Raw genomic sequence first — 12,534 nt, 5'->3', positions numbered from 1 at the left:
GCAGCATCAGCACACCAGGAACCACAATACGCAGGGTAGCCAGCCACAGAGGATCAGCCCCTGGCAGCCAGTATTGGGTCACAAAATAGGTGGTTCCCCATAATGCCGGAGCCAGAGCAGCCAGCAACCAGACGCCGGCGGAAGGAGATGCAGAATTCATAATTTATCTTCATGTTAAGATAGTTCTACACCCTAACGGGGAAATGCTTTAACATCAAGTATCTTTATATGAAGATATTCATCAGGGCGATAGAGAAACGGAATTACTTTGCCTGCAGGAGGCTCTGCGCAACAGGCTTTCAGCGGAAGATTCAAAGCGACAGCTACAAAACATAATGACACTACATAGTGACACTATATGGATATTACTGATAAATCGAATAAAAACCTGAACAGGCTTAACAGTGGTGCCAGACAGCGGGGCTTAGAAAAAGCCGACAACAAACCAGACCCAAACCAGACAACCAGACCAATAGGAAACCAGGATGTCAGAACACAAATCGGATCATATCGACTTTATTGTCGGCCAATGGCAGGAAGAACGGCCAGATCTGGAGTCGCAGCCAATCGCCCTTATTGGCCGTACCAAACGTCTTTACACCCATCTGCGCAATCAGATTGAAGGGAAACACAAAGAGTTCGGGCTGGCCTGGGGCGAGTTTGATGTACTGGCCACACTGCTGCGCAGCGGCAAGCCTTACTGCCTGACGCCCACCGCCCTGTTCCGCTCAGCCATGCTGACCTCTGGTGCCATGACCAACCGTCTGAATAAACTGGAAGAACGGAAACTGATTGAGCGCCTGCCTGACCCGGAGGACAGACGCAGCCTGCTGGTCAAACTCACCGATGACGGTTTCAGTCTGATCAGCGAAGCCATGACCCAGCATGTGGATCTGGAAAAAGAATTAATTGCCGTGCTGAATCAGCAGGAACGCGACACACTGGATGCTATTTTTAAAAAATGGCTGGCAGCGTTTGAATAAGCGTAAACGACGACAGATCGGCAGCGGTGTATTTACAGCACCTGATACATCACCAGCGCATCCACATAACCCAGCGATGGATGCCTGAACGCACCGGGAAGACGGCCAACAGTCGCAAAGCCGAGTTTGCTCCACAGGTGCACTGCCGCGCTATTGGAAGAAGCAACAAAATTAAACTGCATGGCCTGATAACCCAGTGCCCGTGCCTGCTGTAGCGAATGCTCACACATCCGTGCCGCCAGCCCCTGTCCGCGGGCAGAGGATGCCACCATATAGCCGCAGTTACAGACATGACTGCCGGGCCCGGCCTGATTGGTTTTTAAATAATAGGTTGCCAGAATCTTTCCACCGGATTCCACCACCCTTGTCTGACGTGGCGTTTGCAGCCAGATTTTTTCACCCTGTTCTTTACTGGTGTGCGGATCATAAGCATAGGTATCACCAGCATTAACCACCTCATGAAAAATCGGCCAGATAGCGGGCCAGTCTTCTGTTCTGGCTTCACGGATATTCATACTTTCCCCGTCAATTTCATGCAGATTTTGTTTATCCTAACGCTCCGGTCTGTCGCTGTAAAAACCATAAGAGAAAAATCCTGCGCGAAAAAGGAGAAAAAAGAGCACAGCCGAAGCAAACAGGAAATGTAAAAAAAAGCCACGACAAGCGTGGCATTGATTCATTAACTTTTGATGAATGACCTGTGCCGACATTGCATCAGCAATAGCGTCTATCCACAAAAACAAAGCTTATGCACGGAATGATCCGTGTGGATCAATCACGAATTTCTTCGCTGCACCGCCATCAAAATCCGCGTACCCCTGAGGTGCCTGATCCGGATCGGGGAATTTCAGCAGATTAAAATCCGCGTATGGCACCATCACATATTCGGCCTGACCGCCGACCCAGCCACCCATATCGACATAGCCGTATGCAGCTCCCGGACGCGCCGGATTGACGTTAAGACAGATACCGGTCAAACCGGATTTACAGTTACGGCAACGACCGCAGGCGATGTTAAAAGGAACAGAAACAATATCGCCGACATCGACGAATTCAACGTCACGGCCTTTTTCCAGAATAATGCCGGTAATTTTATGGCCCAGCACCAGACCTTCCTGCGCCGTAGTTCGCCCACGCACCATATGCTGGTCACTGCCACAGATATTGGTCGTCAGTACTTTCAGAATGACGCCGTGTTCGCATTTACGTTTACCCAGTGATAACTCGGGAAAAGCGATGGACTCAACCGCCACTTTACCGGCGCCTTTATAGACTACGCTGCGATTACTCAGATCAGACATATCGAACTCCAGTGCTGTTTTATTTTTATCGTGCACCTCTACCATAATCTTCAGCAGGCTCTGTCAGATGTTCAAAAACGACAGCGGAATATCCAAACAGCCTGATATATCCGCTCAGGATCTCGCGCGAATATCAGGAATATTCTTCACTAAAAAGCGGCAAAACCGGCCAATTAATATGTGCAAGAATACTAAGAAAAAGGCATAAAAAAAGCGGGCAAAGCCCGCTTAAACTACTACTCGGAAGGAAAAGCAAATTCTGTCAGCCAGCAATCATGACCAGCTTATGCGCGCTATTTCCCGACGAAAGCTCGCTATTTCTCAACAAAGGCACGCTCGACTACGTAATGACCAGGCTCTCCGGCACGCGCTTCTTTAAAGCCCATGTTATCCAGAATATCGGTCAGATCTTTCAGCATCGCCGGGCTGCCACACAGCATAAAGCGGTCAGTTTCCGGATTCAGATCCGCCAGGCCAATGTCTTTAGTCAGCTTACCTGTAGTAATGGCATCGGTCAGACGACCCTGAGTATGAAACTCTTCACGGGTTACGGTCGGATAATAAATCAGTTTCTCGCGTACGATATCGCCAAAATATTCGTTATTTGGCAGCTCATTCTGAATACGATCCTGATACGCCAGTTCAGATACGTAACGCACGCCGTGGGTCAGGATGACTTTGTCGAACTGCTCGTACACATCGAGATCTTTAATGATGCTCATAAACGGCGCCAGACCAGTACCTGTGCTGAGCAGATAGAGGTTTTTACCTGGCAGCAGGCTGTCGGTAATCAGTGTGCCAACCGGCTTGGTGCCGACCAGCAGTTTGTCGCCAACTTTCAGATTCTGCAGCCGGGAAGTCAGTGGACCATCCGGTACTTTGATGGAGAAAAACTCCATCTCTTCTTCATAGTTGGCGCTGGCAATACTGTAGGCGCGCAACAGAGGTTTGTTGTCCACTTCAATGCCGATCATGGTGAAGTGGCCATTTTTAAAGCGCAGCCCCTGATTACGGGTGGTGGTAAAGCTGAATAAGGTGTCATTCCAGTGATGTACGCTGGTCACCGTTTCATGAATCAGGTTACTCATTGTTCACTCTCACTTAAGTTGCAGTGGATCTTCAATCTATGGGTTCCAGCTTACGCCTGCTGACAATATCGATAAATCAGATTATTCTGATTTCAATATTCGATTTAACCGAAAAGAACTCAGAATCCGGGAATCCTCATGCGCTACTCACTGCGACAGCTGGAAGTCTTTACCACCATCGCTCACAGCCAGAATCTGACCCGGGCGGCGGATGAGCTGGCGATGTCCCAGAGTGCAGCCAGTTCGGCGCTGAAGGACCTGGAATCCCAGTTTGGTCTGCAGTTGTTCGACCGCATAGGTAAGCGTCTGCAGCTGAATGAACAGGGTCGTCTGCTGCGTCCTAAAGCCGAAGCGCTGCTGGCTCAGGCGAAAGCCTTTGAACAGAGTCTGATGCAGCATGCGGAAGCCGGCTCCCTGAACGTTGGTGCTACTCTGTCCATCGGCAACTATCTGGCGGTTGGCATGGTGGCCGAATATATGGCCCGCAACCCGGACACCCACATTAATCTCGACGTAGCCAACACCCGCCAGATCGTCGAACGCGTGGTTAACTATGAGCTGGATGTGGGCCTGATTGAAGGCGAACTCAATCATCCGGATCTGGATATCATCCCCTGGCGGGACGATGAACTGGCGGTGTTCTGCCACCCGAACGATCCGCTGGCCGCCCTTGCCGCAAAGCAAAAACCCATCTCCGATGAGCAACTGACCGCGGCCAGCTGGATATTGCGCGAAGCAGGCTCAGGCACCCGTCAGGCCTTTGACCGCGCCATGCACGGCCTCTTGCCAGAGCTGAATATCAAACTTGAATTACAGCATACAGAGGCCATTAAACGGGCGGTTGAAGCCAGACTGGGCGTTGGCTGTCTGTCGCTGATCACTCTGGCCGACGCCTTCAAACGCGGCAGCCTGGTGCGCCTGCATACCCCGCAGCGGGATTTCAGCCGCCAGCTCTACCTGATTGTGCATAAACAGAAATATCGCGGTGCTGGCATTGACGCGTGGCTGGATTTATGCCGTGAGTGGGACAATCAATTCTGACACTGCATCCCGCAGTTGTGACATTCGCCTACAAGGATGAACAATAATTGACCTCATCGTCAGGAGTCATTAGCATCACGCCCAGCTTATATGAGGAAGTTATGCTGATTTATCTCATCGACGACCACAAGATGTTCGCGGAAGCGATGAGCACCATCATCGGCCTGAATTGCCAGGGAGCGGAAACGCGTATTTTTCACTCCGGTGCGGATGCTCTGAAAGCATTAAAAGACGAAACACCGCAGTTGATTGTGCTGGATCTGGATATGCCCGAGCTGTCGGGTATTCGCATGCTGGATATTTTTGCCCAGCACGGCAAAGACATTCCGGTACTGGTATGTTCCGGCAACCTGAGTACACAGAATATTCAGGCGGTGTTGCGTGCCGGTGCCAAAGGCTACCTGTGCAAATCGGAAGACTCCGCCACCATCTGCGATGCCATTGCTCAGGTCAGTCAGGGGCATTACTACCCGCCAGCGGCAGAAACCCTGGCCGGTGAAGACGGTGCAGCGGTTACCCCCCTGCTGTCACGCAAGCAGCTGGTAATTCTGTCGCTGATGAAATCCGGCATGAGCAACAGCGATATGGCCGATACCCTGTTCCTCAGTACCAACACCATCAAAACCCATATCCGCCTGATGTATACCACGCTGGACGTTAACAGCCGCATCGAGTGCCTGAATAAAGCCGAAGAGCTGAATCTTCTCAGCGAATAATGTCCCGCCCATTTCGTTAAGCACTATCCCTGTTTGCGCAAAGCTTCGAGCGCGCCGAGAATATTGGCGCCGGATACCGGCTTAAACAGCACCGGTGCCTCCAGCGCTTTCAGCTCCTGAATACGTTTAGGATCGGTATTGCCGGTAATAATCATAGCCGGCAGGTCTGCGCCACATTCACCACGAACGGTGCGGATCACATCTTTCGCACCAAAACCTCCGGGCAGACGGTCATCAGTGATTAAAAGGTCCGGTACCAGCCCTTCGTCTGTGAGCATGGTCATCGCTTCGGGAATGCTTTCCGCCGCCCAGACATCATGCTGCTCTCCGACTAACAGCACTGACAAAGCATCACGTACGGATTCTTCATCATCCACCAGCAGCACTTTCAATTGCTGCAGATCTTTTATCCGTGAAGGCGGTGTCGGCAGATCTTCCAGGGTAGCAGTCTCATCCAGCCACAGCGAAAAACAGGTGCCCCGGCCCTTATCAGAGTCGAGCCGGAACTCAATATTGTGCAGATTGCACAAGCGCTTAACGATGGGTAAGCCAAGCCCCATGCCTTGCCCGGTGTCATCCGGACAATCCGCCACCTGAACAAACTCTTCAAAGGCATCACGCACCTGAACCGGCGTCATACCAATTCCGGTATCCGATACCCGCAGACGGATTTTGCCTTTCTCGCGCTGACCACTGATCACAACCCGCCCCTGCGCGGTGTAACGGATGGCATTGGTCAACACGTTATCAATAATTTCCATAACGATGGCCGCATCACAATAAACGGAAACCGCTTCAACCTCAGAAACCAGTTCCAGCCCCTTTTGTTTCGCCATCACGGAATGGGTTGCCACCAGCTGTTCAACAAAAGTCGGCAGAAAAACGGTATCACGGTTTACGTTCACCACACCGGCATCAATACGGGAAATATCCAGCAGACGATCAAGCAGCTGACTGGCTGATAACAGACTGGCATTCAGTTTGCCGATAATATCTTTCGTTACCACAGCAGGATTGTTAGCCATGGCTTCTGCATACAGTCGCGCAGCCTGCACCGGCTGGCGTAGATCGTGGCTGGCTACCGCAATAAAACGGGTCTTGGCGTTGTTTTTATCCTGTTCCATAAGCTCATTCCGGCGATGCTCCAGGCGCAGAACAATCGATTCCATATGTGTGCGGTGGATCATAATGCTGAACACCACCAGTGAGACCCAGGTAAACGGCGGTGTAACTGCCGGCAGCCACTCTTCACCAAAATCAATGTTGAACAGGTGAAAACCGAAGCTGAAAAAAACCGGGGTCAGAAACGTTATATAAATATCCGGATAACAGCCCATGGTGACCGATGGTGTCGAGGATAAAACCACCACGATCATCAGTACCGACAGCACCTGAATATTCGACGCATCAGGAAAAAACAGAAAAGGCGTTAATGCCCACAGCAACCCCCAGATCGCCGCCTGGTAAAGATTCAGCCAGTGCCAGCGGCGCACATAGGCCAGATTGCGGGTGGAATGTTCAGGTTCCGGATGCTGTTTGTGGTAACGGATAAGCAACCAGGAATTGATGCCGACAAAGCAAATGCCGCCAAACCAGATCAGTATTGACGACATTGGCGCGGATTTATAAAACATCGCTCCCACAAGAGCCGCACCAATAACCGCACTGATCATGCGTGAGCCGACTTCGGTCATAAACAGGTTATGACGTTCCCACTGAATATCCGTTGCCAGAGGATGATCAGCAAATGATGAAAGGTATTTCCGGTAGAGTTTTTTCAGCATTCACTATCATCCTTTGATTGCTGCTGAGCAGCACGTTATTCACTTCCCTTCAGGGACTTATGGCGCACCAACTGCCAGAATCTTACCGGAATCTGTTGAGTCGTAACACCAGAGGGTCACGCCATCATCAGTGGTACCTACGGTCAGAACATCGCTGCAGGTATCGGTATCAGCGTTAGCAGAAAGCTCCATACCCAGGCCTTGTTGCAGATCGGTACGGTATTCGCTGACGACGATGCCCGGATAGTCAAAATTGGAAACCATGTAGATTTTGTCAAAGTCCGTCGCTGTTGCGCCGTCCACGGCTACCATATCGAGGATTCTCATAGGACCAATATCAACAGCGAATGCATCATCCTCGGTACATTCAACAACCGCAATCCCTGCCCCGCTTTCCGGGTTCACGTGCATAAGACAGTTTTGATTGTTGGAGCCTCGCACACGGGAAAAGTACACATCGCCCTCTTCGGTTACCGCTACGGTACTCAGATTATCGGCAAAATATTCCTGAATATTATTCACGCTTGCAGTTACCGCACCGGCAGCATCAACGTCTGCGTTGCCGTCCACGGTCAGCTCAACTTCAACAATACGATCACCACTCATTAATGTTGAGCTACCGGAAATCTCCATACTGTAACCTGCCATATACACCAGAATGCTGGTGCTGTCAGTGTCACCACCGGCATTACGCACGGCGATGGAGTTACAGCCACGCATTTCATAATTAATTGGGCCATTGGTTCCGGCCACATCAATGTCCACGAATGCAGTCGGATCTTCATTGGTAAAAATACGCAGCAGCGTCGGACGATCGTAAGGAACGGTGCTGTAGCCCTCTTTACACATAACGGTGTAGGTAAGGCCATTCAGGCTGAAGGTTTCCATGTCCTCAAAATCCAGAATGTCATTTTGCATATCAATGGTGTGATACGCCGCGAGATCCGTTGTTGGATAAGTTGCGGACAACATCGTGTACAGATCGCCGGTCTCAGGCCCCTGCAACGTTCCTTTCAGAACACTGATTTCCGGTGCAGACTGACTGCCAGCGAAACCTAAACCAATAATCGCATCCTGACCGGCACTCCAGGTGCCGTCAGACAGAGTGCCGGTTGATGATCCACTGGTATTGTCGCCGCCAGTATTGTCACCACCGGTGTTATCCGGCTGGTCGTTATCAGATGAGCCACCGGAAGAACCACCACCGCAAGCGGTCAGGGCCAGACAGGTTGCAAATACAGCGAGATAGGATTGAGTTTTCATAAAGCCTCCATAGCAATAAGTGAGTCCAGTGTATGGAACGGCTTTTTTTCATTCTTCACCCCGAAGGGTGAAAATACGGATAAGTGGGTCAAATATTTTTCTGACCTGTTTGTCTGTTTTCTCCCGCACTCAGCAGCACCCTTATTAACAGGATATTTTAAAGGGATATTAATTCTGCAACCAAAGCACCTCTACCGTCATAAGAATGAAATCAAAAAACAAAAAATTGGATTCAAAAACAAAAAAGCCCGGCAAATGCCGGGCAGGTATGGAGACCAAGGCTGAAATCAGCCTGGCAAATCCTTTTGCTTATTTTACTTCAACTTCGGCTCCAGCACCTTCCAGTTCGGCTTTTATCTGAGTCCATGAATGGTCAGACACTGCACGCTCTGCAGCAGCTACAATTTGGGTCTGTGGTACTTCCGGCGCGGTAAATTCAATCAATTTACCCTCATCGGCTGAATCGTGACACCACAGGGTTGTACCGTTCACAGCCAGTGCATCAACGCAACGCTCGAAATCACCACCGCTTACCAGTACAAATTCTTCGCCGCTGAAATCACCGCCTGCCAGGCCTGCATCAGCAGATACGGCAAATAAGTCATTACCGCCGCGGGCAAGGTCAAGAATATCGGCGCCGTTATCGGTATCAGAGGTAAAGACGTTACCGGCTGTTTCAAGAACGAAATCATTGGCTTCACTATCAATCAAAGCGGTGTCACCTTCCATATTAACCGCAATCAGCGGATCACCATCGCCATTCCGTTCTAAAGCCCCTGTGGTCTGCAGAGTATCCAGTATGGATGCACCCGCAGCTGTAATTTCGCCGGCAGCATAATCAAAATCGAATCCGGCACCAAAGACATAGCCGTTGCCGCCATTGCCGAAACCGGATACCAGGAAATCCACTTCATATACAGTTAAGCCCTTATCGGCGGTATCGGTAATCGTCAGACCACCGAGCGAAGCACAGCTGAACAATGAAACATCATCAGTGATATTCACACTCCCTGCGATGTCAGTGCCTGGCACATAGAATTCGAGGGTCGCGAAGAACAGCGCTTCTGCTGCTGCACTCATTGACGGGCCAAAACCTGAAGGCTCAGCCCCATCAGGAATACCCGGCTCATCGTAACCACAGGTTGCTACCACAACGGTGTCGATTTCTTCACCGTTTACGGTAACGCTGACCGGCACAGCCAGCACATCACGGTAGTAGCTACGCTCCAGGCTGATACCGGTATCGGTAAATTCTTTGCTGTCAGCATCGGCCAGCATTAACGTGTGACTGAAGCTGTCATCACCATTGTCAGTACGCTTGAGTGCGATCAGCGGGCCATTATCAGCACCTTGAGGGTAGGTCAGCCCCACCAGCTCATCAACACCGGCACTCCAGCTGGTATCGGTATAGACATCCAGAGCGGTCGGCTCGTCCGGCAGATTCGGGTCATCATTGCTGCTGGAGGAAGAACCACCACCACAGGCGGTCAACAGAAGAGAGAAACCGCCAACCATCATGGCTGCGGAGAGGGTATTTTGTTTAAAAGACATAATAAAAATCCGTTTGTTTGGCTACCGGGCCAGTAAACCAAAGCCACGGCGTGCATTCTTCACCCCGAAGGGTGAAAATGACGCCGGCAACCAAAAAATTTCAGCCGCGGATTGCAGTGTGACGATGAGAAGAAAGAACAGCAGCAGGACTGCTACAAAAACTTATAAAACAGTACCCGCAACGACAACCAGCAAGGCAGCTGACCGTTCAGGTAGCAGCGCACCTGCTGATAGACCTGCCGCTGTTCAGTTTCCGGCGGGTAACCCACCAGCAGGTAAGTCACCGGTTTTGAAATATCTTGGCAGCTACAGCCCGCAGTTACAGCTACAGGCCAAAGCTCTGCTGGATCAGGGTAAAACTGAGGCACTGTTACTGAAAAAGTATCCGCTGGCGCACAGTCTGCCTTCAGAAAAGGCACTGTATAATTACGCCCAGGCGCTGAAAAACGAACACATGCGCTCGTCTTCTCCCATCAGCAAAGTCATTTACGACGACAAAATTCACATCATCAATAATGCACTGGGTTTGCATACTTATGCTTCCCGGGTGCAGGGCAATAAACTGAAAAGCAAAAATGAAATACGTATTTCATCCCTGTTCCGCAAAGTGCCAGAGCCGTTATTAAAAATGATTCTGGTGCATGAACTGGCGCACCTGCGTGAGAAAGACCACAACAAAGCCTTTTATAAACTCTGCTGTTATATGGAGCCGGATTACCATCAGCTGGAATTTGATCTGCGTCTGTACCTGTGCCACCGCGAGCAATTCGGTGAGCTGTGGTAATAGAAAACAGGTGAAATAATATACCTGTGTGTACGACGTCAGGCGAACCATGAAGTCGTTATCAGCCACTGCCAGATCAGGCGCAATGCCAACAGCGTCAGCACCCACTTAAAAGCAATGCGGAATTTGTGTTCAGGGATTTTACCCAACAGCCGCAGCCCGACCCGGGTGCCGATATAGCCACACAAGATCATCAGTACCAGTAACACTAACCAGTCACGATATACAAAGCCCGCAAGGCCAAAAGCCAGCACTTTAACGGTATGCTGAATGGTCATGCTGGCAGAGAAATTAGCGGTGTATTGCCAGCGGCCGATACCGGAACGCCCAAGCCAGGCGGCAACTAACGGGCCGGTCGCCCCCACCAGCATGGTACCCAGCGTGGTCAGTAATCCGCCGAAGAATAACCCCACAGGATGACTGCCAAGGCCAATATCCGGCATTTTTCCCCAGCTCAGCCAAAGAATAAATACGCCGACCAGCGGTGGAATATAATGTGGGTCCAGCATCCCCAGCAGCAACCCCGCCAGCGTGGCGGCCAGCAAAGCCCCCAGCGCAAAGAAAGCGATCTTACGCCACTGTGTGTGCTCCCGGGTCAGATAAGCTCTGGACGCATTGGAGCCGAGCTGTACCAGCCCGTGCAGAGGAATCAGCGCTGCTGGCGGCACCAGAGAGGCCATCACAGCAATTAAAAAACTGCCACCACCAATGCCTGCGCTGGCCGACAATAAAGAGCCGAGCAAGCTGCACAGCAGCAGAATGGCAAAGGCAACGGGACTGATATCCGGCAGATATTCCATCATGGGCTGCACTACCCTTTCTGCTCGGGATGTTGTTCGGGCTCCTGTTCAGGTTCCAGGTCGGAATGCTGCTCAGAATGCTCCGCGTCCCGGAGCTTATAACGGCGGGCACAATGCTGGCAGATACAGGACGCATCTTCCTGGCCGGGTTGCCGGTCTGCAGCGACAGCAGTGCGCGCAGAAGCCGGAATAACCACATCGGCAGCAAAACACCAGCAGGATGCCGGGTCTTTGCCGGCGCTGACCGCGCAGCCGTTGTCAGCGCCACATAACGGACACTGACGACCACTGACATTATTCAAGATTGACTGCTCATCAAATGTGACCTCACAGAATCTCCGCTCATTGGATCTGAGCGGAGCCCGAGGATTCCGTTACCGGCTTAAGCTCTTCCACTACCGGCTTCGGCATATTCTGCTGCTGATCCACCCAGATCAGCGACTCACTGTCGAAACCAAGAAACTGCGCTTTTTCTTCCAGATACTGAGTTGTCGACACTTCCAGATAAGGTTTGCGCGACAGAATCCACAGGTAGGAAGTATCCGGCCCACTCACCAAAGAATACTGGTAGCCATCCTTATCCAGATCCGCGATGACATAAGCACCATAAAAAGGGCCAAAGAAAGACACTTTGAGATACCCCATGTCCGGCTCCTCAACAAAATACGCTTTGCCCTCTGCTTCCTTCCATTCGCCGGTTTCCGGGTTATAGCCACGGTTAATCACCTTTACCCCGCCGTCATCGCGCAGGGTATACGTCGCCGTAACATCGGTTAAGCCGCTCTCAAAAGAATGATCCAGGCGGGCGATTTCATACCAGGTGCCCAGATAGCGGTTCAGCTCAAAGCCCTGCACAGGCTCCACTTTCTCCGGCATCCCGGTACAACCAGCCAACAGCAGACTAATACTCAGTGCAGCACAGGCACATAAACGGCGTAACATCATTCAACCTCCATCAGGACAACACAAAGGATCATCAGGCATAAAAACCTCTCCATACTAACCTGACTGATCACTGCAGTAAAAAACAGAGCCGGCTTCACGTCTTCTTTGATGAACTTATAGAGGCTGTATGTGGCAACCTCGTTGCCTGTCTTCTCTTCTGGATTCACAATAAATATGAATTCCATGTCTCTGCACAAATTTCAGCAAATGAGTTTCTTTGGAAAGTGGCATGGCGGAGGCCTGAAATTCGCCTCTGGAGCGCCGAAATGAACGATGAT

Annotated in this window: 13 protein-coding genes and 1 pseudogene; 5 read left to right on the top strand and 9 right to left on the bottom strand. The window is 51.0% G+C overall.

Going from position 1 to position 12,534, the window contains the following annotated elements:
• The first annotated feature begins 485 nt into the window (after nt 1-485).
• Nucleotides 486-983, top strand: a complete 498-nt coding sequence (locus tag B2Z72_RS00210) for a MarR family winged helix-turn-helix transcriptional regulator (RefSeq protein WP_296982711.1) — start codon at nt 486-488, stop codon at nt 981-983.
• A gap of 32 nt (nt 984-1,015) precedes the next feature.
• On the opposite strand, the gene B2Z72_RS00205 is transcribed toward B2Z72_RS00210, so the two are convergent.
• From B2Z72_RS00205 to B2Z72_RS00195, 3 genes and pseudogenes are all read right to left on the bottom strand, one after another.
• Nucleotides 1,016-1,498 carry a GNAT family N-acetyltransferase gene (locus B2Z72_RS00205; protein ID WP_296982712.1) on the bottom strand — a complete coding sequence of 161 codons (483 nt, stop codon included), beginning with the start codon at nt 1,496-1,498 and terminating at the stop codon, nt 1,016-1,018.
• A 291-nt stretch (nt 1,499-1,789) separates the two neighbouring features.
• Nucleotides 1,790-2,284, bottom strand: a pseudogene (locus tag B2Z72_RS00200) (alcohol dehydrogenase catalytic domain-containing protein); the annotation flags it as partial.
• Nucleotides 2,285-2,598: 314 nt separating this feature from the next.
• A complete protein-coding gene (locus B2Z72_RS00195; protein WP_296982713.1) occupies nt 2,599-3,372 on the bottom strand; it encodes a ferredoxin--NADP reductase in 774 nt (257 codons plus the stop codon).
• Nucleotides 3,373-3,510: 138 nt separating this feature from the next.
• Between B2Z72_RS00195 and B2Z72_RS00190 the strand changes: the two genes are divergently transcribed.
• Nucleotides 3,511-4,413 carry a LysR family transcriptional regulator gene (locus tag B2Z72_RS00190; RefSeq protein WP_296982714.1) on the top strand — a complete coding sequence of 301 codons (903 nt, stop codon included), beginning with the start codon at nt 3,511-3,513 and terminating at the stop codon, nt 4,411-4,413.
• Nucleotides 4,414-4,514: 101 nt separating this feature from the next.
• Complete coding sequence (locus tag B2Z72_RS00185; RefSeq protein WP_297003950.1) at nt 4,515-5,129, top strand: response regulator transcription factor; 615 nt, start codon at nt 4,515-4,517, stop codon at nt 5,127-5,129.
• A gap of 23 nt (nt 5,130-5,152) precedes the next feature.
• Here B2Z72_RS00185 and B2Z72_RS00180 read toward each other — a convergent pair whose 3' ends face one another.
• Nucleotides 5,153-6,913, bottom strand: coding sequence for an ATP-binding response regulator (locus B2Z72_RS00180; RefSeq protein WP_296981283.1), 1,761 nt, complete (start codon nt 6,911-6,913; stop codon nt 5,153-5,155).
• A 57-nt stretch (nt 6,914-6,970) separates the two neighbouring features.
• A complete protein-coding gene (locus B2Z72_RS00175; RefSeq protein ID WP_296981280.1) occupies nt 6,971-8,176 on the bottom strand; it encodes a hypothetical protein in 1,206 nt (401 codons plus the stop codon).
• Here B2Z72_RS00175 and B2Z72_RS00170 point away from each other — a divergent pair.
• The gene (locus B2Z72_RS00170; RefSeq protein ID WP_296981279.1) at nt 8,165-8,461 is read left to right on the top strand and encodes a hypothetical protein; all 297 of its coding nucleotides are present in this window, start codon (nt 8,165-8,167) and stop codon (nt 8,459-8,461) included. The two genes, B2Z72_RS00175 and B2Z72_RS00170, sit on opposite strands and share 12 nt — an antisense overlap.
• A gap of 24 nt (nt 8,462-8,485) precedes the next feature.
• On the opposite strand, the gene B2Z72_RS00165 is transcribed toward B2Z72_RS00170, so the two are convergent.
• On the bottom strand, nt 8,486-9,727 hold the full coding sequence (locus B2Z72_RS00165; protein ID WP_296981277.1) for a hypothetical protein: 1,242 nt from the start codon (nt 9,725-9,727) through the stop codon (nt 8,486-8,488).
• A gap of 289 nt (nt 9,728-10,016) precedes the next feature.
• Between B2Z72_RS00165 and B2Z72_RS00160 the strand changes: the two genes are divergently transcribed.
• Nucleotides 10,017-10,511 carry a M48 family metallopeptidase gene (locus B2Z72_RS00160; RefSeq protein ID WP_296981287.1) on the top strand — a complete coding sequence of 165 codons (495 nt, stop codon included), beginning with the start codon at nt 10,017-10,019 and terminating at the stop codon, nt 10,509-10,511.
• A gap of 38 nt (nt 10,512-10,549) precedes the next feature.
• On the opposite strand, the gene B2Z72_RS00155 is transcribed toward B2Z72_RS00160, so the two are convergent.
• From B2Z72_RS00155 to B2Z72_RS00145, 3 genes are read right to left on the bottom strand one after another with little or no spacing between them, the layout of a single operon-like run.
• Complete coding sequence (locus tag B2Z72_RS00155; RefSeq protein ID WP_296981274.1) at nt 10,550-11,314, bottom strand: sulfite exporter TauE/SafE family protein; 765 nt, start codon at nt 11,312-11,314, stop codon at nt 10,550-10,552.
• 8 nt (nt 11,315-11,322) lie between these two features.
• A complete protein-coding gene (locus B2Z72_RS00150; RefSeq protein WP_296981273.1) occupies nt 11,323-11,613 on the bottom strand; it encodes a cysteine-rich CWC family protein in 291 nt (96 codons plus the stop codon).
• 40 nt (nt 11,614-11,653) lie between these two features.
• Complete coding sequence (locus B2Z72_RS00145) at nt 11,654-12,253, bottom strand: lipocalin family protein (RefSeq protein WP_414716353.1); 600 nt, start codon at nt 12,251-12,253, stop codon at nt 11,654-11,656.
• Nucleotides 12,254-12,534: the final 281 nt, after the last annotated feature.

It is taken from the genome of Thalassolituus sp. UBA6592 (assembly GCF_002433655.1).
Taxonomy (GTDB): domain Bacteria; phylum Pseudomonadota; class Gammaproteobacteria; order Pseudomonadales; family Oceanobacteraceae; genus Venatoribacter.
The sequence above is the reverse complement of the archived record's forward strand: the minus strand, read 5'-3'. Positions and strand labels throughout refer to the sequence as shown.